This window comes from Micromonospora sp. NPDC049204 (genome assembly GCF_040647935.1).
Taxonomy (GTDB): Bacteria; Actinomycetota; Actinomycetes; order Mycobacteriales; family Micromonosporaceae; genus Micromonospora.
The window spans coordinates 250,336-272,944 of sequence record NZ_JBEZDC010000007.1; the positions used below are offsets into that span (position 1 = coordinate 250,336).

General features: G+C 71.7%; 20 protein-coding genes. 8 read left to right on the plus strand and 12 right to left on the minus strand.

All coding sequences use genetic code 11. From position 1 onward, the window contains the following. Positions 1-38: 38 nt before the first annotated feature. The 9 genes from AB0A90_RS16395 to AB0A90_RS16435 all read right to left on the minus strand — a co-directional run bounded on the left by AB0A90_RS16395 (position 39) and on the right by AB0A90_RS16435 (position 10,612). Entirely contained in the window at positions 39-686 is a 648-nt protein-coding gene (locus AB0A90_RS16395) for a hypothetical protein (RefSeq protein ID WP_357247767.1), read from the minus strand. A gap of 203 nt (positions 687-889) precedes the next feature. Beyond that, a complete protein-coding gene (locus tag AB0A90_RS16400) occupies positions 890-1,666 on the minus strand; it encodes a zf-HC2 domain-containing protein (RefSeq protein ID WP_357247770.1) in 777 nt (258 codons plus the stop codon). Next, entirely contained in the window at positions 1,663-2,355 is a 693-nt protein-coding gene (locus AB0A90_RS16405) for a sigma-70 family RNA polymerase sigma factor (RefSeq protein ID WP_357248063.1), read from the minus strand. Before AB0A90_RS16405 ends, AB0A90_RS16400 begins: the two co-directional genes overlap by 4 nt. Positions 2,356-2,480: 125 nt before the next feature. Then, positions 2,481-3,338, minus strand: coding sequence for a fused MFS/spermidine synthase (locus AB0A90_RS16410; RefSeq protein ID WP_357247773.1), 858 nt, complete (start codon positions 3,336-3,338; stop codon positions 2,481-2,483). Between the two features lie 18 nt (positions 3,339-3,356). Further along, a complete protein-coding gene (locus AB0A90_RS16415) occupies positions 3,357-4,325 on the minus strand; it encodes a hypothetical protein (RefSeq protein ID WP_357247776.1) in 969 nt (322 codons plus the stop codon). After that, complete coding sequence (locus AB0A90_RS16420) at positions 4,322-6,796, minus strand: SMC family ATPase (RefSeq protein WP_357247779.1); 2,475 nt, start codon at positions 6,794-6,796, stop codon at positions 4,322-4,324. The genes AB0A90_RS16415 and AB0A90_RS16420 overlap by 4 nt, the downstream gene beginning before the upstream one ends. Next, a complete protein-coding gene (locus AB0A90_RS16425; protein WP_357247781.1) occupies positions 6,796-7,944 on the minus strand; it encodes an exonuclease SbcCD subunit D in 1,149 nt (382 codons plus the stop codon). The genes AB0A90_RS16420 and AB0A90_RS16425 overlap by 1 nt, the downstream gene beginning before the upstream one ends. Before the next feature lie 18 nt (positions 7,945-7,962). Further along, positions 7,963-9,717 (minus strand): ATP-binding protein, encoded by a 1,755-nt coding sequence (locus AB0A90_RS16430; RefSeq protein ID WP_357247784.1) that lies wholly within the window; start codon positions 9,715-9,717, stop codon positions 7,963-7,965. A 148-nt stretch (positions 9,718-9,865) separates the two neighbouring features. Continuing rightward, positions 9,866-10,612 carry a pyrimidine reductase family protein gene (locus AB0A90_RS16435; protein ID WP_357247787.1) on the minus strand — a complete coding sequence of 249 codons (747 nt, stop codon included), beginning with the start codon at positions 10,610-10,612 and terminating at the stop codon, positions 9,866-9,868. A 150-nt stretch (positions 10,613-10,762) separates the two neighbouring features. On the opposite strand from AB0A90_RS16435, the gene AB0A90_RS16440 reads away from it, so the two are divergent. The 6 genes from AB0A90_RS16440 to AB0A90_RS16465 all read left to right on the plus strand — a co-directional run bounded on the left by AB0A90_RS16440 (position 10,763) and on the right by AB0A90_RS16465 (position 17,307). Then, complete coding sequence (locus AB0A90_RS16440) at positions 10,763-11,326, plus strand: plasmid pRiA4b ORF-3 family protein (protein WP_357247789.1); 564 nt, start codon at positions 10,763-10,765, stop codon at positions 11,324-11,326. 210 nt (positions 11,327-11,536) lie between these two features. Further along, the gene (locus AB0A90_RS16445) at positions 11,537-12,826 is read left to right on the plus strand and encodes an extracellular solute-binding protein (RefSeq protein WP_357247792.1); all 1,290 of its coding nucleotides are present in this window, start codon (positions 11,537-11,539) and stop codon (positions 12,824-12,826) included. 109 nt (positions 12,827-12,935) lie between these two features. After that, on the plus strand, positions 12,936-13,907 hold the full coding sequence (locus AB0A90_RS16450; RefSeq protein WP_357247795.1) for a sugar ABC transporter permease: 972 nt from the start codon (positions 12,936-12,938) through the stop codon (positions 13,905-13,907). Positions 13,908-13,917: 10 nt separating this feature from the next. After that, a complete protein-coding gene (locus tag AB0A90_RS16455; RefSeq protein ID WP_357247798.1) occupies positions 13,918-14,760 on the plus strand; it encodes a carbohydrate ABC transporter permease in 843 nt (280 codons plus the stop codon). After that, entirely contained in the window at positions 14,757-16,178 is a 1,422-nt protein-coding gene (locus tag AB0A90_RS16460; protein ID WP_357247801.1) for a GH1 family beta-glucosidase, read from the plus strand. The genes AB0A90_RS16455 and AB0A90_RS16460 overlap by 4 nt, the downstream gene beginning before the upstream one ends. An 82-nt stretch (positions 16,179-16,260) precedes the next feature. Next, a complete protein-coding gene (locus AB0A90_RS16465) occupies positions 16,261-17,307 on the plus strand; it encodes a LacI family DNA-binding transcriptional regulator (protein WP_357247804.1) in 1,047 nt (348 codons plus the stop codon). Between the two features lie 455 nt (positions 17,308-17,762). Here AB0A90_RS16465 and AB0A90_RS16470 read toward each other — a convergent pair whose 3' ends face one another. Both AB0A90_RS16470 and AB0A90_RS16475 read right to left on the minus strand, forming a co-directional pair. Beyond that, positions 17,763-18,974, minus strand: coding sequence for an acyl-CoA dehydrogenase family protein (locus AB0A90_RS16470; RefSeq protein ID WP_357247807.1), 1,212 nt, complete (start codon positions 18,972-18,974; stop codon positions 17,763-17,765). Beyond that, entirely contained in the window at positions 18,974-20,053 is a 1,080-nt protein-coding gene (locus AB0A90_RS16475) for a phosphotransferase family protein (protein WP_357247810.1), read from the minus strand. Before AB0A90_RS16475 ends, AB0A90_RS16470 begins: the two co-directional genes overlap by 1 nt. Positions 20,054-20,203: 150 nt before the next feature. Here AB0A90_RS16475 and AB0A90_RS16480 point away from each other — a divergent pair, with 150 nt between their 5' ends. Both AB0A90_RS16480 and AB0A90_RS16485 read left to right on the plus strand, forming a co-directional pair. Beyond that, entirely contained in the window at positions 20,204-20,905 is a 702-nt protein-coding gene (locus AB0A90_RS16480) for an amino acid-binding protein (RefSeq protein ID WP_357247813.1), read from the plus strand. Between the two features lie 90 nt (positions 20,906-20,995). Then, positions 20,996-22,072, plus strand: a complete 1,077-nt coding sequence (locus AB0A90_RS16485; RefSeq protein WP_357247815.1) for a GNAT family N-acetyltransferase — start codon at positions 20,996-20,998, stop codon at positions 22,070-22,072. Positions 22,073-22,084: 12 nt separating this feature from the next. On the opposite strand, the gene AB0A90_RS16490 is transcribed toward AB0A90_RS16485, so the two are convergent. Further along, positions 22,085-22,483 (minus strand): VOC family protein, encoded by a 399-nt coding sequence (locus AB0A90_RS16490; protein WP_357247818.1) that lies wholly within the window; start codon positions 22,481-22,483, stop codon positions 22,085-22,087. Positions 22,484-22,609 lie beyond the last annotated feature (126 nt).

A 22,609-nucleotide genomic window follows, 5' to 3' on the forward strand; every position in this document is an offset into this window, starting at 1 on the left:
GCTGCGACCGGCCACCGTCGTGCCCGTGGTGTCCCTGATCAGTACGAGTAGCCCGAGCCTCCGGCGTCGTTGGTGCCGCTGTCCGCGGGCGGCGCGACCGGCTTCGGCGTGGAGGTGGGCAGGCAGCTGAGGTTCTTCTTGCCGTCCGGCTGGACCACGAACCAGGTGCCACCAACCGCCTGGCCCTTCCACTGGCCGGGCTTCTTGTCGCCGATGTAGCGGTAGACCGGCCAGCCGGCGATGGTGAGCTGGCGGGTGCCGTCCTGGCGGGTCACGCTGCTGACCTTGTCGTCGGACACGCCGCTGAGCTGCGGGTTGCCGTCGGTCAGCGCCGGCGGCCACACCTCGGCGCACTTGTCGACGCAGTTCGACGAGGGCGGGTCGGCGGTGTCCTTGTCGAAGCGGTACAGGATCCAGCCGTCCTGGTCGGTGACCACCTTGCCCATCCGGGCGACGCTCTTGCCGACCAGTTTCTCGGTCAGGTTGACGTTCGCGGGCGGCGCGTCGGCTGGCGGCGCCTCCGCGGACGCTGACGCCTCGGCTTCAACCGACGCGCTGGGCTCGGCCGCGGCGACGGCGACCGGCTCGGCCGCGCTCGAGTTCGCCCCGTCGTAACCTGCGGGAGCGCAGGCCGTTAGTGCGACCATCGCGCTCGCGACGATGACGGTCCGCTTCATCTTTGCCACGTGCCCTCCTCATTCTTGGCAGTTCACCCATAGGTACGGGAGTCAGGCTGTCAAGGTTGAAGTAACAACAGTGGTCAATTTCACGTGGACTGATTGAACCAATTCCAGCGCGAATGCGTACGCCCCTGATGCGAGACCTCTCCGGCAACGACAGATCGGCGCCGGCCATTGTCGCCAGGGCCGGCGCCGATCCGTACGCGAGACTACATCGGTAGCGTGACCAGCGGACTCGCCACACCATTGGCGTCCACCGACTGCACCTGAAGTTGCTTGATGTCATCCACCGGAGCCGACGTCGACGCACTCAACTCCAGACCCTGCGGTCGGGTGTTGGTGCCGTAACCGCCATCCGGCACGGACCAGCTCGAAACGACCTCGGTGCTGGCGTTCTTGCGCACCACCACCAACCGGCAGATGCGGGGGCCGGGCAGCTTCCGCAGAACGAAGTTGATCCGCGTCCCGTACTCCCGCTTCACCAGGAACATGGTGGTCTGCACACCTGTCGTCGGGTCGGTGGCCTCGACCTGGTCGCCCTCCTCCTCGGTGCCGCCGACACCCGGGCCGCTCGGCGGGGCCGTCGGCCCGCTGGTCTGCGGGTCGATCGGTGCGCTCGGCGTCGGACCGGCGACCGGAGTCGATCCGCTGTCGGTCACGTTGACGAAGCCGTACCCGCTCAGACCGCCGAAGACCACCACCGCGGCGGCCGTCGCGAGCATCTGCCGAAACCGGGTACGCCGACGGTCGGCCCGGACCGCGCCCAGCGTCCGGTTCAGCAACGCCGGGTCGGTAGCCGTCTGCTCCAGCGCCATCATCGTCTCGCCGTCGATGTCGGAGAGCAGTCCGACCACCGGCACCATCGTCTCCAACTCGGCCGCGCACGCCCAGCAGGTCGCGAGATGCTCCTCGAACCGCTCCGTGTCCTGCTCGTCGAGCACACCGAGCGCGTACGCCGCGACGTCCATGTGGTCCGGCCGGCTCATTCTGTCACCCCCCGCTCCTGCAGAGCCGTGCGCAGCGCGCGCAGCGCGTAGTAGACCCTCGACTTGGCGGTGCCGAGCGGTAGCCCCAACTCCTCGGCGGCCTCCGGCACCGTCCGCCCCCGGAAGTACGTCGAGATCAGGATCTCCCGGTGCGACTGACTGAGCGTACGCAGCGCGTCCGCGACCGTCATGGTCCGCAGCACCCGGTCGGTGCTGTCCGCCTCGGCGAACGCCGTGAGATCCCGGTCGTACGTCTCCGGCGGCCGAGCCTCCTGGCTGCGATGTTCGTCGATGGCGATCCGCCGGGCCACCGTGACCAGCCACGGCCGCAGCGACCCCTGCCCCTGCGTGCCCAGGCGGTGCGCGTTGCGCCAGGCCCGCAGCAGCGTCTCCTGGACGATGTCCTCCGCACGCTGCCGGTCCCCCCCGGTAAGACGCATCACGAACATCAGCAACGGACCGGCGTGCTCGGCGTAGAGCTGACGGATCAACTGGTCGGAATGGCTGGCCTCGGTTGTCGTCGCCTGATGGCGTCCGGGCGCCGGTCGCGGCGTCACCGGACCATTCTGGCGAGACGGCGCGTGCGCGTCGACCCCCCGGGCAGACGACGTCGGCCGTGACGAGGACCGCGCCGACATCCAGTCCGCGCCAACCACGTCGCCATGCCAACCGGCCGCCACCGCGTGCATGCAGACCTCCGGGGTGTCCGTAACCATCGCCGGCCCACGAAGCGTGGCCGCCCGGTGGTACGCAGCAGCACCCCGAGCGGATCAACGAACGGCGAAAATTTTCCCCGCCGTCGTTGAGTGGACGGTCAGCGACGGACGGAGAACAGGCCCGGTGGCGGCGGATCCGAGCCGGTCGCGTCGGCGTCGTGGACCACAGGCGCCCCGCTGGCGAAGCGGTCCAACTCGTCGCCGGCCACCACCCGTCCCGGGAACCAGTCGCCGGCGGCGCGCCGGGTCAGCTCCGGCACCGGGGGCGTGGACCGCCCGGCGACCAGCACCAGATTGCCGTACCGGCGGCCCCGCAACACCGCCGCGTCCCCGACCAGACAGGCCTGCGGCAACACCGAGCGGACCGTGGCGACCTGCCCACGCGCGTGCCGCAACGGCGGGCCGTCGGCCAGGTTCGCCAGATACCAGCCCGCCGGGCGGAGCACCCGGGCCACCTCGGCCGCGTACTCCACCGAGGTGAGATGAGCCGGGGTGCGGGCACCGGCGAACACGTCGGCGACCACCACGTCGTAACTGGCGTCCCGGGTGGCGGTCAACACGGCCCGCGCATCCTCCACGCGGACCCGCAGCCGGGCGTCGGACGGCCACGGCAGCACCCTGCGGACCAGCTCCACCAGCGCGCCGTCCACCTCGGCCACGCGCTGGGTGGAGCCGGGCCGGGTGACCGACACGTAGCGGGGCAGGGTCAGTGCCCCGCCACCCAGATGCAGCACCCGCAGCGGCTCACCCGCCGGTGCGATCAGATCCACCGCGGCCGCCAGCCGCCGCACGTACTCGAATTCCAGGTGCGTCGGGTCGGTCAGGTCGACGTGCGACTGCGGCGCGCCGTCCAGCAGCAGCGTCCACGAGCCGGGCCGGTCCAGGTCCGGCACGAGCTCGGCCTGCCCCGTGTCGACAGACTCGACCACCCGGTCAGCCGCCCGTTTACGTCCCATCCTGACCAGTATCCGCGGTCAACGGGCCGCGCGGGCCGCGGCGGTCAACGCGCGGTGCAGCAACCGGGAATCGCCGAGCAGGGCACGCAGCCGGCGCTCCAGCCCGGCGATCGGAATCAGGTTCTGTGGGGCCCGCGGGTCCTTGTACGGGGTGGAGGCGAAGCGGGGCAGGGTGACGAGCGACAGGTCGGCCAACTCGATCGCCGCCTCGACGGGCAGGTCGGCCGAACACTCCACCCGGACGATGCCCGCCCACGGTGCGCCGATCGCCACCGGCAACCGCAGATACCACGACCAGCCACCCCAGGCGGTGCCCAGCCGGAACACCGGAGAACGCTCGCCCGACGCCAGACCGGTCACCACCGCGGTCAGTCGGGCATCCAGATACTGGCTGTGCTGGGTCTTGATGTAGCCCAGCGTGCGCGGCAGCTGCCGGCGACTCCGCAACGGGCCGTCCACCACCAGCAGATCGCCGTCGACCCGGGCGGCGTCGGACACCGCCACCTCCAGCGCGGTCAGCGGACCCTGCACGGCGGCCGGCAACTTCGCCAGCTCACCCGTGCCACCGACCCGGTGCACCGGGTAACGGATCGAGCCCGCCACCACATCCTGCGCCGACGGGCTCGCGGTGAACAGGCCCCGACCCACCCGGGTACCGGCCAACTGCGCGGCACCCCGACCCAGGTCACACCGGACCACCCCGGCCGCGTACGAGGCGGCCAGACCGGGGAACGACAGGCCGTCGGCCTCCGCCGTCCAGATGCTCGCGTCGATCCGGCGGACCCCGTCGACGAGCAACACCACGTCGGGCGCCCGCACCTGGGGGCGTACCCCGATCGCCCGCCAGTCCACCGCGGGCAGCTCCACGTCCGCGTCGACCTGCGCGCTGCTCGGCGCGGCCGGTCCGGCGGTCGACGCCTCGAACGACGCGCCATACGCCGGATCCCACGAATCCACGAAGAACGCGGGGTCGCTCCTCGCGCTCACCGGCCCGTCCGCTCCACGCGCGCGGAACGCGCATCCTTGCGCACCTCGAAGCGGACCGGGATGCGTTCGGCCAGCGCCGGCACGTGGGTGACCACGCCGACCATCCGGTCGCCCCGGGCGGCCAGGTTCTCCAACGTGGCGGCGACCGTGTCCAGGGTCGCGGCGTCGAGCGTGCCGAAGCCCTCGTCCAGGACTATCGACTCCAGGCTCGCCGCCGTCGTCGACATCCCGGCCAGCTGCTCGGAGAGCGCCAACGCCAACGCCAGCGACGCCTGGAACGTCTCGCCGCCGGAGAGGGTTCGCACCCCCCGGCGCAGACCCGCGTCGTGGTGGTCGACCACCACGAACTCGCCCTTGTCGTGCACCAGCTCGTACTGGCCGGAGGACAGCTCCCGCAGGATCCCCGACGCGCCGTCGACAAGCAGGTCCAACGCCTCGGCGAGCAACCACCGCTCGAAGTTGTTGGCCCGCAGGTGCCCGGCGAGAGCGCGCGCCACCTGCGCCTCCCGCTCGTGCCCCGCCCGCTGCTCGCGTAACGTGCCGGCCTGCTCGCGACGCTCGTGCAGCCGCCGCCGTTCGGCGTCGGCCCGCTCGACCGCCACTGTCGCCGCGTGCACCGGGTCGTCACCGACCGGCACGTCGGCGTCGGCGAAGATTCCGGTGATGCGCCGCTGCACCGCGTCGGCCACCGACTCCGCCTCGGCGACCGCGACGGCCCGGCTCGCCCGATCGGCGCGGCGGCGGTCCGCCTCGGTCGCCGCCCAACCGGTCAGCGCCGCCCACGCGACGGCCACGTCGTCCCGATCGGTCACCGGCGGGCCGAACCGCGCCAACCCGTCGCGGGACGTGTCGAACGCCCGCCACGCCGCCCGCAGCCGCTCCTCGGCGGCGTCCACCCCGGCCCGGGCCTGGCGCGCGGTCTCGCGGCCGGCCCGCACCGCGGTCGCCGCGTCCTCCAGCGCACGCCGCAACCGGGCGTGCTCGGCCAACTCCCGGCGCAACACCGCCGGCTCCGCCGCCCCGGCGAGCTGCCCGTCCAACTCGGCCAGTCGGGCATCCACCTGCTCCTGCCGGGCCCGCGCCTGCACCAGCAGCCGCTCCAGGTCCCGCGCCGCCGCGTCCCGCTCCTGCACGGTCGCCTGCGCGGCCTTGGTCGCGGCCCGCGCCGCCTTGCCCGCCGCCGTCGCCGCCGCCACCGCCGAGTCGGCAGGCACCGCCGGCACCCGCTCCACCTGCTGCTCGCAGACCGGGCAGGCCGCGCCGGCGTGCAGGTGCACCCGCAGGCTGACCGCCAGGTCGGTGGCCTTCGCCTCCTCGTGCGCCCGGAAGGCCGCCTCCAACTCGGCGTCGGCCCGCTCGGCGACCACGCGGGCGGCGGCCAGGGCCGCCACCGCCGTGACGTGCTCGTCGTTCGCCGCGCGTACCGCCGCGCGGACCGTGTCGGCCTCGCCGGACAGCCGGTCCCGATCGTCGTACGCCCGCAGCAGCAGCCGCACCGCGCTCTCGTCGCCGGCACCGGCCAGCTCGCCGCGCAGCTTCTCCTCCCGCTCCTCGGCCAACGACACAGCGGTCGACGCCGCCTCCGCGTCGGCCCGCGCCGCGGTGACCGCGCGGGCCACCTCGGCCACCCCGCGCGGCGCGCGCACCCCGGTCAGGACGGTCAGCTCGTCGTCGAGGGCGGTCAGCGCCGCCGCCGCCTCCCGGGCGGTGAGCCGGGCCGTCGCCAGCTCCGGCACCGCCTCGGCCACCTTGCCGGCCAGCTCGGCCATCCGGTCGACCCGCGCGTCGGCCTCGGCCAACGCCTCGTCGTCCACGCCGGTCAGCCCGGCGAGCACCTGGTCGACCGCCTCCAGTCGGGCCTCCGCCTGCCCGGCGCGGGCCGTCGCCTTCTTCTGCACGTCCTCGTAGACCCCGAGGCCCAGCAGGTTGACCAGGATCTGCTGCCGGGTCGCCGGCTTGGCGTGCAGGAAGTCCGCGAACTGCCCCTGCGGCAGCACCACACAGCTGGTGAACTGCTCGTACGGCAGCCCCACCGCCTCCAGCACCGCCTGCTCCATCTCGGCGGGGGTGCCGGCCACCACCTCACCGAGGTCGTCCGGGCTCAACCCGGTGTCCAGTTTGGTCACGTCGAAGCCGGCCGGCATCAGCTGCAACCCGGCGTTCGCGGTCTTCACGTTGCCCCGGCCGTCCCGGCGAACCACCCGGGTCGCCACGTACCGGGCGCCGCCGGACTCGAAGACCAACCGCACCCGCGCCTCGGTCGCCGACGGCGCGAGCGCATTCGCCAACCCCCGGGCGCCACCCCAGCGGGGCACCATGCCGTAGAGGGCGAAGCAGATCGCGTCCAGCACCGTCGACTTGCCCGAACCGGTCGGGCCGATCAGGGCGAAGAAGTCGGCGTCGGTGAAGTCGACTGTCGTCTCGTCCCGGAAGACCGTGAACCCGGCCATGTCCAACCGCATCGGACGCATCAGTGCTCGACCTCCTCGAAAAGCTCGTCGAAGAGCTCCCGGACACCCTCGTCGGCGTGGCCCCGGCTGTCCAGGTAGTCGGCGAACAACTCCCGCGGCGAACGCCCCGAACGCTGGGCGATGCGCGCGCCGCTGCCCGGGGCGGTCAACAGCTCCGGGTCGATCCGGATCTCCAGGGCCCGGGGGAGCAGCTCCTGCACCTCCTCGCGCAGGCCGGCCCGGGGCTGCTCGCGCACGTACACCCGTAGCCAGGCGTCCGGTGCCTCGATCTCGGCGAGCTGGGCCAGGGTGCCTCGCACCGTGCGCAGCGCGCTCGCCGCCGTCACCGGCACCTCCCGCACCCGGGCGGCGGTGCTGGCCGTCACCTCGACGATCGTCACCGAGGGGACGTTTTCCTGCTCACCGAAGTCGACAGCGAGCGGACTGCCGCTGTACCGCACCGGGCAGGGGCCCGCGACCCGCTGCGCCCGGTGCAGGTGGCCCAGCGCCACGTAGTGCGCGGTGGCCGGGAAGACCGTGGCCGGAACGGCGTAGCCCAGCACGGTGTGCGCGTCGCGTTCGCCGCCACCGGTGGCCGCGCCGGTCACCGTGAGGTGCGCGGTGACCAGGTGGACCCGGTCCGGTTCGGTGAAACTCTCGGTCAGGCGCCCCAGCACCCGGCCCAGGTGGTCGGCGTACGTCTGGTTGGTCTCCGCGGCGGTCAGGTCGTACATCTCCAGGGCGCGGACCGCGTACCGCTGGGACAGGAACGGCAGCGCGGCCAGCCGCCACCGCTCACCGCCGGCGGTGGTGCCGTCGATCACGTGCTCGTCGGGATCTTCCCGCACCCCACCGCGGAGCGTGATGCCGGCGGCATCGGCCCATGGGCGCAGCGCGTCCAGCGCGGGGCCGTTGTCGTGGTTGCCACCGATCGCGACCACGTCCGCGCCGGTACGCCGCAGCGCGGTCAGCGCCCGGGTGACCAGCCGGGTCGCCTCGGAGCTGGGCGCGGCGGTGTCGTAGAGGTCACCGGCGACGATCACCAGATCCGGCTGCTCGGCACGGGCGATGTCGATCACGCCGGCCAGCACGGCCTTGTGCTCGTCGGCCCGGGACTGCCCCTTGAGCACCTTTCCCACGTGCCAGTCGGAGGTGTGCAGGATCTTCATTGCTGTGCTGGCCCCTGCCTAGAACGGGATGTCGTCGTCGGAGCTGCCGCCGCCCGAGCCCACCACGGCGAACGGGTCGGCGGACTGGGTGATCGAGCGCAGCGTCTCCGATGGTGCCCGGCCCGCCTCGGAGACCCGGGTCGCCCAGGCCGGGAACGGGAACTCCAGGCACAGCGGCACCGGAATGTCCGGCTGGTTGACGAACATCGTGCCCGGCTTGGCCAGCAACGCCCGCTGCCGTTGCGCGGGCGGGAGGAAACCGTACTCCGGGCGGGAGGCCTCGGCCGGGTCGAGTCGGCCGACCACCCGGATCGCCGAGTTGGTGACGATGCGCCGCTCCACCTCACTCGCCGTCTGCTGCGCGCCGATCAGGATCACCCCGAGCGAGCGGCCCCGCTCGGCGATGTCGAGCAGGACCTCCTTGATCGGCGAGGAGCCCTCCCGGGGGGCGTACTTGTTGAGCTCGTCGAGGACGACGAAGAGCAGCGGCTTGGCGGTGCCGGACTTCTCCTTGCGCTCGAACTCGCTCTTCAGCGTCACACCCACCACGAACCGCTGCGCCCGGTCCGGAAGGTTGTGCAGGTCGACCACCGTCACCTGCGCCGACTCGCTCGTGTTGATCGAGTGCGGGCGACGGGTGGCCAGATCGCCGCGGATCAGCCGGGCGAGGTCCTTCTTGCTGCCGATCAACCGCCGGGCGAACGCGTTGACGGTGCCCAGGCCGACCGCGCTGCCCGCCCAGTCGGAGCGGGTCTCGTCGTCGTTGAGCTGGTCGACGATGTGGTCGACCAGGTCACCGTAGGAGCCGAGCCGCACCCCGTCGATGCTCACCCCGCCGTCGGCCGGCTGGGCGTAACGGGCCAGGTGCGCGGTCACCGAGTGGACCACCATCGTGTACTGCTGGCGCTCGTCGTCGGCGTCCGCGAAGACGTACGGCAGCAGGCGGTCGGCGCAGAACTCGCTCAACGTCCAGTAGAACGAGTCCACCCCGGTGAGCCGGCTGCTCACATCCGGTGTGCCCGCCGCGTCACCGACCCGGGGCGGGGCGTACACCCGCACGTCGGGGAAGGCGCCGGCGCTCAGCCCGAGCTTCGCGTACGCCGCGCGGGTGGGATCGTCGAGGCGGGAGTTGGGGTGGTCCAGGAAGAGCAGGTCCTCACCCTTGACGTTGAAGATCAGCGCCTTGGCGTTGACCGCGTCGCCGCCCAGCACGCCGGAGCGGAAGACCGAATAGAGCAGGAAGGTCGCGAAGCTGGTCTTGGTGGCCACCCCGGAGATGCCGGAGATCGAGACGTGCGCGCCGCGGCTGCCGTCGAGGAAGTCGGCGTTGAGATAGACCGGGACGCCGTCGCGACCCATCCCCATCGGGATGCGCCGCTCCATCCGGTCGAAGTGCAGCGCGCGCGCCCGGGCGTCGCCCTCGGCCCGGAACACCACCGCGCCCGGGGTCGGCGGCACGTACAGCTCCGGATCGACACGTGTCGTCGTGACCTCGGCCGCCTCCTGCACCTGAGCGGGGAGCGTGCCGTCCGCGATGGCGAACACATCGGAGTCGAACTGGGCACCCTCGTGGCGCGCGCGGACCTGGGTGACCACCCCGGCGATCGTCACCGGCTCCCGGTCCGGCAGCTCCCGCCGGGTGACCACCACGTCGTCGAGCTGGAGATAACTGCCGGGCGCCACGGCCGTCCAGAACTGCAACGGGGTGGCGTCGGCGGTGCCCAGCACCCGCCCGACCGCCTCGCCAGGGCTGTCGAGCTCGGCGTCGGTCATCGGGCGACTCGGGTCGGTCGGTCAGCACGGTCGGGAACCATGACGTGCATCCTGCCCGAGGAGTACGACAGGTCGCCACGCGACGCGTCGGACGACACCCTGCGCCGTCACACTCACGACGGTGGGTGTGCGACCGGGCGACGGCGGGTTACCGACGGGCGTGGCGCAGCAGGAGGACACCATCCTCGGCGGCGAGCACGTGCCGCAGGGTGAGCTGGCGCGGCGGCGCGGGTTCTCCCGCGCTGATCCGGCCCGGTCCGGGACCCGCCAGCAGCGGCGCGACGGTGAGGCACAGCTCGTCCACCAGATCGGCATCGGTGAGCGCGCCGAACAGGTGCGGGCCGCCCTCGCAGAGCAGTTGGGTCAGCCCGCGTCGGTGCAGTTCGGCGAGACCGGCGGCCAGGTCGACCCGCTCGGTGCCGCTGCGCAGCAGGTCGGCGACGTCGGTCAGGCCGGGCGGCGGCTCGACGTCGGCGTGGGTGAGCACGATCGGCCGGGTCGGGGCGTCGGCGAAGGCGGCCTGCGTCGGATCCAGGTCCAGCGAGCCGGAGACGACCACGAGCGTGGGGTACTCGGCCAGCCCGTGCTCGCGTCGCCAGGCGCGGCGGCGCTCGTCGAGGCGGACCGCGCGGTACCCCTCGTGGCGCAGCGTGCCGGCGGCCACCACCAGCGCGTCGCAGAGCATCCGCAGCAGCCCGAACACCCGTTTGTCCGGCTGCCCGGAGAGCCCGGCGGAGTAGTCGTCCACGGTGACCGCGCCGTCCAGGCTGGTGACGAAGTTGACCCGCAGTCTCGGCTCGTCCGCGCGGCCGTAGAGCGTGGTCAGCGCGGCGTCGTCGAGGGGCTGCGTCGACGGCTCGGGCCAGAGCCGTCGGATCGGAATTCCGACGCTCATTCGCCGGCCGGACCGGTGACGGGAGGGGTCGGTTCGGCGGTACGGTGCTGGCAGTCGCACCAGTTCCGGCCCGGGCAGTGGTCGTGTCGCCGGGCCCGGCACGCTCGGCAGATCATGCTCGCAGCCTAAGCCGCGGGAGGACAGGACAGCATGCCGCGTCAGATCTTCCAGCTGAAGATGTCCCTCGCCGGTGTCCGCCCGCCGGTGTGGCGACGGGTGCTCGTGCCGGCCGGCTACACGCTGGACCGGTTGCACCGGGTGGTGCAGCACGCGATGGGTTGGCGTGACTGCCGCCTGCACTCGTTCGAGATCGACGCGATGCAGTACGGCGAACCCGACCCGGACGGGGAGTTGGCGCTGCACGACGAGCTGGACGCGCGGTTGGACTCGGTGCTCGGCAAGGGCAGCCGGTTCTCCTACACCTACGACTTCGGCGACTGGTGGGAGCACGACCTGGTCGTGGAGGACGCGCTGACCGCGGACCCGGACGAGCGGTACCCGGTCTGCCTGGACGGCGAGCGGGCCTGTCCGCCGGAGGGTGTCGGCGGGCCGTCGGGCTACCAGGCCCTTCTGGTCGCGTTGGCCGACGAGGACGACCCGATCGGGCCGATCGATCCGCGGCACGCGACGCTGCGCGACTGGGCGGGGTCCACCTTCGACCCGGCCCGGTTCGACCCGGACCGGGCCACCACCCTGCTGCGCCGCTTCTGCTGAAAATCCCCGCAGGCTGGGCGGAGTTCCGAGCCCGGGAGCGGTAACGATCTGGGAACGCTCCCAACGTCCTATTGACACCCCCGTTACCTGTCGGCAATCTCATGGGAGCGCTCCCGGAGGTGGCACGGGTCACTCACACACCCTGGCGTGGCGCGATGAGCACCCCCCACCACACACATCAGCCTCACCACCGGAAAGAGGGGTCAGCGAATGAGTGTCACCACGCGGCGTACCCGCCTGGCGGCCGCTGCCCTGGCCGCGATCACCGCGGTCAGCGGTCTCGCAGCCTGCGGCAACGACGACGACAAGCCGGCGGCCGGCGAGAAGCCGGCCAAGCTGGTCGTCGACACCTTCAGCGAGTTCGGCTACGACGAGCTCGTCAAGCAGTACGAGAAGGACACCGGCATCAAGGTCGAGCTGCGCAAGACCGCGCAGCTCAGCGAGTACCGGCCGAAGCTGGTCCGCTACCTGGCCACCGGCAAGGGCGCGGCGGACGTCACCGCCCTGGAAGAGGGCATCCTCAACGAGTTCAAGACCAACCCGAAGAACTGGGCCGACCTCAACCCCTTGATCGCCGACCACTCCAAGGAGTTCCTGCCCTGGAAGTGGGAGCTGGGCAAGGCGCAGGACGGTCGGCTGATCGGCCTCCCGACCGACGTCGGCAGCCTCGCCGTCTGCTACCGCAAGGACCTGTTCCAGGCCGCCGGTCTGCCCTCCGAGCGCGACCAGGTGTCGGCGCTCTGGCCGGACTGGAAGGGCTTCCACGACGCCGGCCTGAAGTACAAGCAGGGCAGCGGTGGCAAGGCGTTCGTCGACTCGATCACCGCCGTCTCCAACGGTGTGATGTTCCAGGGCAACGGTGACCTGTTCTACGACAAGGAAAACAACATCATCGCGGACACCAGCCCCGCGGTGAAGAACGCCTGGGACACCGCCACCTCGATGGCGGACATCTCCGCCAAGGCGCAGACCTGGTCGCCGGAGTGGTCGGGTGGCTTCAAGCAGGGCACCTTCGCGGTCACCTTCTGCCCGTCCTGGATGCTCGGCATCGTGTCGGACAACTCCGGTGCGGCCAACAAGGGCAAGTGGGATGTCGCGGCCGTTCCGGGCGGCGGCGGCAACTGGGGCGGCTCGTGGCTCGCGGTTCCGGAGCAGAGCAAGTACCCGAAGGAGGCGGCGAAGCTCGCCGAGTACCTGACCAACGCGAAGAGCCAGGTGGACGCCTTCAAGCTCAAGGGCCCGCTGCCGACCAACCTGGAGGCGCTGAAGAACGAGGCGTTCCTCAGCTACACCAACGAGTACTTCAGCAACGCGCCGACCGGCAAGATCTTCGGGGAGAGCGTCGCCAAGATCCAGCCGACCTACCTGGGTCCGAAGCACCAGGCGGTGAAGGAGAACGCGTTCGAGCCGGCCCTGCGGGCGTTCGAGAACGGGCGGGCCGACAAGGCGAAGGCCTGGGAGCAGTTCACGAAGGACGCCAAGACTCAGGGCGCTTTCTGAGTGATCCCCTGCCGGTGGCGTTCGGGGCTTCCCGGACGCCACCGGCCGGTCCCCTCCGCGTAGCGCCCTGCGCGAGGGCCCCCGGGCCTCGCCGGAAAAGGAAATTCGCATGAGCCTGTCGGCCACGACGGCACCGCCGTCGCCAGCAGCACCGCCTTCTCGCGACGTCTCTTCCCGACGTAGCCGGGCAAGGTTACTCAACCGTCTCGATGTCAAGTACTCGCCCTACCTCTACATCGCCCCGTTCTTCCTGATCTTCGGCGTGTTCGGGTTGTACCCGATGCTGCGTACCGTCTGGATGTCCCTGCACGACTGGGACATGATCGGCGACCACTCGTTCATCGGCTTCGACAACTACACCCGGCTCGTGTCCGACGAGTACTTCTGGAACGCGCTGGTCAACACGTTGGGCATCTTCGCCCTGTCGACCATCCCGCAGTTGTTGCTCGCACTCTTCCTGGCGAACCTGCTCAACCGGACCTTCCTGCGCGCCAAGACCTTCTTCCGGATGGCCATCTTCGTGCCGAACGTGGTGTCGGTGGCCGCGGTCGCGATCGTCTTCGGGATGCTGTTCCAGAAGGAGTTCGGCCTGTTCAACTGGCTGCTCAGCCTCGTCGGTGTCGACGCGGTCGACTGGGACGGGCAGCGGTGGAGTTCCTGGTTCGCCATCTCCACGATGGTCAACTGGCGGTGGACCGGTTACAACACCCTGATCCTGCTCGCCGGCATGCAGGCGATCCCGAAGGACCTCTACGAGGCCGCGGCGATCGACGGCGCGAGCCCGTGGCGGCAGTTCTGGCAGATCACCCTGCCGATGCTCAAGCCCACCTTCATCTTCGTGGTCATCCTCTCCACGATCGGCGGCATGCAGCTCTTCACCGAGCCGCTGCTCTTCGCCAACGGCAACATCCTCGGCGGCGACCAGCGGGAGTTCCAGACGCTGGCCATGTACATGTACGAGATGGGCATCGAGAACCTGAGCACCGCCGGTTACGGAGCCGCGGTCGCCTGGGCGATCTTCATGATCATCGTCGTGGTGTCGCTGTTCAACTTCCTACTCGTCCGCCGCTCGGCGAAGTGAGGAGAGATCGATGACCTCGGCCTCCCAGCGCCTGTGGCGCACAAGTCCGCTCACCTACGTGGCGCTCGTCCTGGCGGCGCTGCTGTCGATCTACCCGTTCTACTACATGCTGGTGATCGCCACTCGCAGCCTGGACCAGATCAACGACGTGCCACCACCGATCACCCCCGCCGGCGCGTTCGGTGACAACTTCCAGCGGGTGCTCGACAACGACGCCGCCAACTTCTTCACCGGCATGATGAACTCGGTCATCGTCTCCTCGGTGGTCACCGTGTCGGTGGTGCTCACCGGTTCGCTGGCCGGGTTCGCCTTCGCCAAGCTGCGTTTCCGGGGCAGCAACGCCCTCCTGCTGACGATCATCGTCACCATGATGATCCCGACCCAGATGGGGCTCATCCCGCTCTGGAGCATGATGCAGGACCTGGGGTGGTACGACACCCTCTACGCGGTCACCGTGCCGTTCCTGGTCACCGGCTTCGGCGTGTTCATGATGCGGCAGTACGCCAGCCAGGCGATCTCCGACGAGCTGATCGAGGCCGGTCGGGTCGACGGGGCGAGCACGTTCCGGATCTACTGGAGCATCGTGCTGCCCGCACTGCGCCCCGCCGCCGGCGTCCTCGGTCTGCTGACCTTCATGGAGACCTGGAACTCGTTCATCTGGCCGTACGCCATCCTCACCCCGGAGAACCCGACCCTCCAGGTCTCGCTCTCCTTCCTGTCGTACGCCTACTACACCGACTACTCCCAGGTGTTCGCCGCCACGGCGATCGGCACCATCCCCCTGGTAATCGTCTTTCTCGTGTTCGGCCGCCAGATCATCGGCGGGATCATGGAAGGTGCCGTCAAGTCGTGAGCAACCCCGCCAGCCCCAACGCCGTCGACGTCCTCGACGAGCGCCCCGGGCTGACCTTCCCACCCGGTTTCCTGTGGGGGGCCGCGACCGCGGCATACCAGATCGAGGGGGCGGCGGCCGAGGACGGCCGTACCCCGTCGATCTGGGACACCTTCAGCCACACCGACGGTCGGGTCCTCCTCGGGCACACCGGCGACGTCGCGTGCGACCACTACCACCGGCTCGGCGACGACGTCGCCCTGATGGCCGAGCTGGGCCTCAAGTCGTACCGTTTCTCGGTCTCCTGGTCCCGGGTGCAGCCCGGCGGCGTCGGCGCGGCCAACCCGCAGGGGTTGGACTTCTACCGCCGGCTGGTCGACGAGCTGCTGGCCAACGGCATCGAGCCGTGGCTGACCCTCTACCACTGGGACCTGCCGCAGCCGCTGGAGGACGCCGGCGGCTGGCCGGCCCGGGACACCGCGGCCCGCTTCGCCGACTACACGACACTGGTGGCCGACGCGCTCGGCGACCGGGTGCGCTACTGGACCACGCTGAACGAGCCGTGGTGCTCGGCGTTCCTCGGCTACGGCGCCGGTGTGCACGCCCCCGGCCGCACCGACGGTGCGGACGCGGTGCGCGCCGGGCACCACCTGATGCTCGGACACGGCCTGTCCGTGCAGGCGCTGCGGGCCGCCCGGCCGACCGCCGAGGTGGGCGTGACGGTCAACCTCTACCCGGTCGACCCGGCCACCGACGCCCCGGCGGACGTGGACGCCGCCCGCCGGATCGACGGGTTGGCCAACCGGTTCTTCCTCGACCCGCTGCTGCGGGGGTCGTACCCGGAGGACCTGGTGGCCGACCTGCGCACGGTGACCGACTTCGGCCACGTGCACGACGGCGACCTGGCGACCATCGCCACGCCGCTGGACCTGGTCGGGGTCAACTACTACAGCCGGCACGTGGTCGCCGCGGCGGCCGAGGGCGCCGCGATCGACCCGGCCCCGTCGTGCTGGCCGGGCAGCGAGGACGTCCGGTTCGTCACCCGTGGCGTACCGGTCACCGACATGGGCTGGGAGATCGACGCCCCGGGCCTGGCCGAGACGCTGCGTCGGGTGCACGGCTACACCGACCTGCCGCTGTACGTCACCGAGAACGGTTCCGCGTTCGTCGACTCGGTGGTCGACGGGCAGGTCGACGACGTCGACAGGTTGGCCTTCTTCGACGCCCACCTGCGCGCCGCGCACGAGGCGATCGACGACGGAGTTCCCCTGCGGGGATACTTCGCCTGGTCGTTGATGGATAATTTCGAATGGGCCTGGGGTTACACGAAGCGGTTCGGCATGATCCACGTCGACTACGACAGCCAGGTCCGCACCCCCAAGTCCAGCGCCAAGTGGTACGCCTCGGTGATCCGGCGCAACGGTCTGGCCGCACAATAGGCTCGGGCCAGCCATCAGGACGGCCCTGGCGTCCACCTCTCGCAGGTGGCGCCGGGTCCGCCCGCCGTCGGAGGAGCAGACGATGACAACGCAGCGCACCCGGTCACTCGGGCGTCCGACCCTCGATGCGGTCGCGGCACGCGCCGGTGTCGGTCGCGGCACGGTCTCCCGCGTCGTCAACGGCTCGCCGCAGGTCAGTCCGGAGGCCCGGGCCGCGGTCCAACAGGCCATCGCCGAGCTGGGGTACGTGCCGAACCGAGCCGCCCGCGCGCTCGTCACCCAGCGGACCGACTCCGTCGCGCTCGTGGTGTCCGAGTCCGGTGAGCGGGTCTTCACCGAGCCGTTCTTCGCCGCGATCGTCCGGGGGATCAGCTCCGGCCTGCTGGAGACGCCGATGCAGCTCTGGCTGGCCATGGCGCAGTCGCCGGTGGAGCGGGAGCGGGTCGAGCACCACCTGACCAACCAGCACGTCGACGGCGTACTGCTGCTGTCGTTGCACGACTCCGACCCCCTGCCGACGCTGCTGGAGGAGCGCGGCCTGCCCGCGGTGCTCGGTGGCCGGCCCGCCCGGATGCTGCAACCGGGCGCCCAGCCGGCCTGGTTCGTCGACGTGGACAACGTTGGCGGGGCCCGGCAGGCGGTCGAGTACCTGGCGAGGCAGGGGCGTCGTCGCATCGCCACCATCGCCGGCACCCAGGACATGGGCGTGGGCCTGGCCCGCCTGGCCGGCTACACCGAGGCCGTGAAGGCCACCGGGGCCGGCGTCAACCCCGACCTGATCGCGTACGGCGACTTCAGCGAGGGCAGCGGCGCGTCCGCCATGCGCCGGCTGTTGGACGTCTGCCCGGACCTGGACGCGGTCTTCGTCGCGTCCGACCTGATGGCGTTCGGCGCGCTGCGTACGCTGCGGGAGGCCGGCCGGCGGGTGCCGGAGGACGTCGCGGTGATCGGCTTCGACGACGCGACGATCGCCCTCCGGGCGGACCCGCCGCTGACCACGGTCTTCCAACCGGTGGAGGAGATGGGCCGACAGATGGCCCGCCTGCTGGTGGCCCGGATCCGCGGCGAGGACCTCCCGGCCACGCACCTCCTCCTGGACACCCACCTGATCCACCGCGCCAGCGCCTGACCCACCCACCTCCGCGCGCCCTCCGCGCTGCCCTCGGCCCTGCGCCCCGCGCGCCCTCGGCCCTGCGCTCCGCGCGCCCTCGGCGCTGCCCTGCGTGCGCCCTCCGCGCTGCCCTGCGCGTTGATCATGAGGTTGGCGGGCACAAATCACCCGAACCGCCCGGTCAACCTCATGATCACCCGCCGCAATGCCCTAGATCGTGCTCGATCCTGGTTGTAGTGGTGATCCTGGAGGCGGAGGCCACTACATCCCGGATGTAGCGCGATCTTGCCCGGGGCGTGATCTTGCCCGTGTGGGCGCGATCTTGCCCGTGGGGCGCGGTCGCGGGCGTGGTCGTGCCCGTGGGGCGCGGTCTTGCCCGTGCGCGGTCTTGCCCGTGCGCGGTCTTGCCGGTGGGGCGACCCCGGCAGGGCGGTGCGGTGCGGTGTGGCGTGGCGTGGGTGGTCAGGTGAGGGCTACGGGGTCCAGCGGCGGAGTTCGCGCTTGGCCAGGGAGTTGCGGTGGACCTCGTCGGGGCCGTCGGCCAGGCGTAGGGTGCGGGTCTGCGCCCAGAGGGCGGCCAGCGGAGTGTCCTGGCTGACGCCGGCGCCGCCGTACCCCTGGATGGCCTTGTCGATCACCCACTCCGCCATCGCCGGGGTGCCGATCTTGATGGCCTGGATCTCGGTGTGCGCGCCCTTGTTGCCGACGGTGTCCATCAGCCAGGCCGTCTTCAACACCAGCAGCCGGGCCTGCTCGATACGCACCCGCGACTCGGCGATCCACTCCCGGACGACGCCCTGCTCGGCGAGGGGCCGGCCGAACGCGACCCGCTCGAGCGCCCGCTTGCAGAGCAGCTCCAATGCCCGCTCAGCCATTCCGATCAATCGCATGCAGTGGTGGATCCGGCCCGGGCCGAGCCGGGCCTGGGCGATGGCGAAGCCGGTGCCCTCGGCGCCGATCAGATTGTCCGCCGGCACCCGGACGTCGGTGAAGTCGATCTCGGCGTGCCCGCCGTGGGATCCGTCGGTGTAGCCGAAGACGGTCATGCCCCGGCGCACGTGCACCCCGGGGGTGTCCCGGGGGACCAGCACCATGCTCTGCTGGCGGTGCCGATCGGCGTCGGGGTCGGTCTTGCCCATCACGATGAAGATCTCGCAGCGCGGGTCCATCGCGCCGGACGACCACCACTTGCGGCCGTTGATGACGTACTCGTCGCCGTCCCGGGTGATCGAGGTGGCGATGTTTGTGGCGTCGGAGGAGGCGACGTCCGGTTCGGTCATGCAGAACGCGGAGCGGATCTCGCCCTCCAGCAGCGGCATCAGCCACCGTTTCTGCTGCGCCTCCGAGCCGAACTCGGCCAGCAGCTCCATGTTGCCGGTGTCCGGTGCCGCGCAGTTGACCGCCTCCGGCGCCAGATGCGGGCTGCGGCCGGTCAACTCGGCGAGCGGCGCGTACTGGAGGTTGGTCAGGCCGGCGCCGTAGCGCGGGTCGGGCAGGAACAGGTTCCACAGGCCGCGCTTACGGGCCTCCGCCTTCAGCTCGGCCAGGACCGGGGTACGCGACCACGGGTCACCGGCGGCCACCTGCTCGGCGTGCACCGCCTCGGCCGGGTAGACGTGCTCGGTCAGGAACCGGGTCAGCTCGTCGCGCAGCTCCTCGGTCCGGCTGTCGTATGAGAAGTCCATCACCGCTCCCTGGCAGCGGTCAGTCCGTGCGCGACCAGCGGTGCCACCATCTCGCCGATCCGGTCGAAGCCCTCGCCGAGCGTCTGCCCGAGCGTGTGGCGGTAGTGGATGCCCTCGCAGATCACCGCAAGCTTGAAACAGCCGAGCGCCACGTGCCAGTGCAGCGGCCCGACGTCCACGTCGCTGCGCCCGGCGTACCTGTCGATCAGCTCGCCGCCGGTCGGGAAGCCGGCGCGCGGGCCGAGCCCGTCGGCGACCGGGTTGCCCTCGGCCGTGTCGCTGCCACCGAGCACGTCCCAGTACGTCAGGAGCAGCCCCAGGTCGGCGAGCGGGTCACCGAGGGTGGCCATCTCCCAGTCGAGGACGGCGTGCACGGCCACCGGGTCGGCCGAGGCGAGGAGGTTGTCCAGCCGGTAGTCGCCGTGCACGATCCGGCCGGCGTTCGCGCCCTCCGGGGCGGTCGCCGCGAGCAGGTCACGCAGCTCGTCGATGCCGGGCAGTTCCCGGCTGCGCGAGCGGTCGAGTTGCCCGCCCCAGCGGCGGACCTGCCGGGCCAGGTAGCCCTCCGGGCGGCCGAAGTCGCCCAGCCCGACCGTGGCCGGCTCGACGCTGTGCAGCGCGGCGAGCGTGTCCATCATCGCCATGGCGAGATCCCGGCGTCGGTCGTCGCCGAGCGGGTCGGTCTGCGCGCGGGTGCGGAACACCTCGCCGGGCATCCGCTCCATCAGGTAGAAGGGCGCGCCGATCACCTCGGGGTCGGTGCAGAGCAGCAGCGCGCCCGGGACCGGCACCTCGGTCGGCGCCAGCGCCGAGATGACCCGGAACTCGCGGGCCATGTCGTGCGCGGTCGCCAGCACGTGCCCCAGCGGAGGGCGGCGCAGCACGACCTCCCGGTCGCCGACGCGCAGCAGGTAGGTGAGGTTGGACTTGCCCCCCGCGATCAGGTCGGCCCGCAGCGGCCCGACCGCCAGCTCGGGTCGGTGTGCGGCGAGGTAGCCGGCGAGCCGGTCCAGGGACAGCCCGGCGGGGGAGGCGGGAACGGTGCCCGGTCGCGGCGCACTGACGGCCGGATCACTCATCCGACTAGTTGATGGCAGCTCGCTCACGTTGTCAAGGTCAGAATTTCCCCTCGGGACATGCCTCTGCAACAGGGACGAAATGGTCAACCGGCAGGCTGTGACGCAGCCTGCCGGACGCTTGTCGCCGGCCCGCCGAGCGGAGGGACAGACATGTTGCTGCGAGTTCGGGTCACCCTGCCGGACCGTCCGGGCACGCTCGGCCAGGTCGCCCGCACGCTGGGCGTCTCCGGCGCGGACATCGTCCAGGTGGTGGTCCTCGAACGACTCGGCGGACGCGCGGTGGACGACTTCACCGTCGTCTGGCCGGGTGCCGCCCGGGTGGAGCGGCTGCTGGCTGGTCTCGCGGCGATTCCTGGTGTGCGGGTGGACGGTGTGTGGCGGGCGATCGGCGCGCCCACCACCACCGGCCAGGACGCGGAGTTGTTGGCCCAGGTCGCGGCCAACCCGGCCGACGGGCTGGCCACCCTCGTCGACGCGGTTCCCGGGCTGCTGGCGGCGGACTGGGCCGTCGCCGCCGTGGTGCCTGTCGACTGGGCCTCCCGGACCGGGGGCGGCGGGGCGACGGTGGGGCACGCGAGCTGGCGTACCCCGGTGCCTCTGCGGTTGCCGGAGGTGACGCCGCTGCGCGGTCGGTCGATGACCACGCCCGACGGCACCCACCACGCGATCGCGCCGTTCGGCCGGGCGGGCCTGGTGCTGGTGGTGGCCCGGGAGTACAGCGACACCCTCTGCGCCGCCAACTTCCACAGCACCGAGGTCGACCGGCTCACCCAACTGGTCCGGGCCAGCGCGGTGATCCTCGGCGACCGGCTGGACCTGGTCGGCGCGCCGCCGGTGGTCGCCGGCCCCTGACCGGCCGGGGAGTTCCCGGGCACGACACCACCGGGCAATCGGGCGGCAACAGCCGGCGACGAGGCTCAGCGGTGAGGAAGGGAGCCAACCATGACGTTGTGGCGGATCCGAGCGACGGTGGACGACCGACCGGGCTACCTGTCGGTGCTCACGGCCAGCCTCGCGCTGCGTGGGGTCAACATCCTCACCGTGCAGGTGCAACCCACCGAGCAGGGCGCGGTGGACGACTTCCTGGTCGACGCGCCGGACGCGCTCGACGAGGCCCAGCTGATCGCCGCCGTCGAGCGCGGTCGGGGCCGGGACTGCTGGGTGGCGCGCAGCGAGGCGCGCGGCCTGGCCGACCAGCCCACCCGGGTGCTCGGGCTGGCCAACCGGCTGGTGCGCGACCCGGACGCCACGGGCGAGGCGTTGCAGACCCTGCTCGGCGCCGACTCGGTCACCTGGCGACCCGCGTCGACAGGCATCGACCGGGGGATCACCGGCGCCACCATGACGCTGGCCGACCCGGCGGGCGGCTCGTTCGCGCTGCGCCGGGCCGCGCCCGCCTTCACCCCGGCGGAGTACGCCCGGGCGCAGGCCCTGGTCGAGTTGGCCGCCACCGTGGCGCGTCGGGCCGCGGAACAGGTCACCCTGGTGCTGCCCGACGGGGCCGAGGTGGCCGTCCGGCCGGGCTGCGCGCACGACCTGTCCGGCCTCGTCGAGCTGCACGAGACGTGCTCACCACGTAGTCGGCAGCGGCGTTACCTGGGCGGGGGGCTGCTGCCGCAGCCGGCCCGACTGCGCCGGCTGCTGGAGCCGGGGCGCGGGTTGACGCTTGTCGCCACGACCACCGGTCCCGACGGTGCGGCGGGGTCGGTGGTCGCCATGGCCAACCTGCTCGGCGAGGGCGACGAGGCCGAGGTGGCGCTGCTGGTGCGCGACGACTGGCAGCGGCGGGGGCTCGGCTCGGCGTTGCTGCGCCGCGTGGTCCGGCACGCCGACGCGGCCGGGTACGCGGCGTTGGTGCTGCACGTCCAGGCGGAGAACACCCCGATGCTGCGGACGCTGCGCCGGCTGGGCCGGCCCAGCTCGGTGGAGCGCGACGGCGCGTTGCTCACCCTCACCGTTCCGCTCGCCGTCCGCGCTGCGGCGGAGAGGACGGGCACGGTGCTGACGCCCGGGGCGTAGCGAGGGTCCCGGTCACCGCCGGGGCGGTTCGCGGCGGCCCGAGACGCAGAACCGGTTGCCCTCCGGGTCGGCCAGCACCACGTACGGCGGTTCGGTCGGGAGTGGGTCCGTCGGGTAGTGCCGCCAGTCGACCCGCTGGGCGCCGAGGGCGAGGAGCCGGTCGACCTCCTCGTCGAGACTTCGTTCACCGGCGTCCAGGTCGAGGTGGGTGCGGGGAAACTCCTCGACCGGGCTCTCGCTGAGGTCCATCGCGATGGGTGTGCCGGGCATCCCGGGCGGCGGCTCCACCACGATCCACTCGTCGCCCGGGTGGCGGGGTGGGCGGCGGCGGTAGCCGAGGGCGGCAGCCCAGAACGCTCCGGCTCGCTCCGCATCGGACACTCCCAGCGAGAGCTGCGCGATGATCGCCATCTCCCGACCGTACGCGGTCGGGCCGGTGGAGACGCTTCCCAATCGCCGGCCGGCGCATTACATTGTCGGTTATCCATGGGAGCGCTTCCACGGCTTCCGTGGTCACACCGCCACCTCGCTGTCGCC

Coding starts and splice junctions, on each gene's coding strand:
- AB0A90_RS16400 (WP_357247770.1), bottom strand. CDS start 1,666: ATGAGCCGGCCGGACCACATGGACGTCGCGGCGTACGCGCTCGGTGTG.
- AB0A90_RS16405 (WP_357248063.1), bottom strand. CDS start 2,355: ATGCACGCGGTGGCGGCCGGTTGGCATGGCGACGTGGTTGGCGCGGAC.
- AB0A90_RS16410 (WP_357247773.1), bottom strand. CDS start 3,338: ATGGGACGTAAACGGGCGGCTGACCGGGTGGTCGAGTCTGTCGACACG.
- AB0A90_RS16420 (WP_357247779.1), bottom strand. CDS start 6,796: ATGCGTCCGATGCGGTTGGACATGGCCGGGTTCACGGTCTTCCGGGAC.
- AB0A90_RS16425 (WP_357247781.1), bottom strand. CDS start 7,944: ATGAAGATCCTGCACACCTCCGACTGGCACGTGGGAAAGGTGCTCAAG.
- AB0A90_RS16430 (WP_357247784.1), bottom strand. CDS start 9,717: ATGACCGACGCCGAGCTCGACAGCCCTGGCGAGGCGGTCGGGCGGGTG.
- AB0A90_RS16435 (WP_357247787.1), bottom strand. CDS start 10,612: ATGAGCGTCGGAATTCCGATCCGACGGCTCTGGCCCGAGCCGTCGACG.
- AB0A90_RS16440 (WP_357247789.1), top strand. CDS start 10,763: ATGCCGCGTCAGATCTTCCAGCTGAAGATGTCCCTCGCCGGTGTCCGC.
- AB0A90_RS16445 (WP_357247792.1), top strand. CDS start 11,537: ATGAGTGTCACCACGCGGCGTACCCGCCTGGCGGCCGCTGCCCTGGCC.
- AB0A90_RS16450 (WP_357247795.1), top strand. CDS start 12,936: ATGAGCCTGTCGGCCACGACGGCACCGCCGTCGCCAGCAGCACCGCCT.
- AB0A90_RS16455 (WP_357247798.1), top strand. CDS start 13,918: ATGACCTCGGCCTCCCAGCGCCTGTGGCGCACAAGTCCGCTCACCTAC.
- AB0A90_RS16465 (WP_357247804.1), top strand. CDS start 16,261: ATGACAACGCAGCGCACCCGGTCACTCGGGCGTCCGACCCTCGATGCG.
- AB0A90_RS16470 (WP_357247807.1), bottom strand. CDS start 18,974: ATGGACTTCTCATACGACAGCCGGACCGAGGAGCTGCGCGACGAGCTG.
- AB0A90_RS16475 (WP_357247810.1), bottom strand. CDS start 20,053: ATGAGTGATCCGGCCGTCAGTGCGCCGCGACCGGGCACCGTTCCCGCC.
- AB0A90_RS16480 (WP_357247813.1), top strand. CDS start 20,204: ATGTTGCTGCGAGTTCGGGTCACCCTGCCGGACCGTCCGGGCACGCTC.
- AB0A90_RS16485 (WP_357247815.1), top strand. CDS start 20,996: ATGACGTTGTGGCGGATCCGAGCGACGGTGGACGACCGACCGGGCTAC.
- AB0A90_RS16490 (WP_357247818.1), bottom strand. CDS start 22,483: ATGGCGATCATCGCGCAGCTCTCGCTGGGAGTGTCCGATGCGGAGCGA.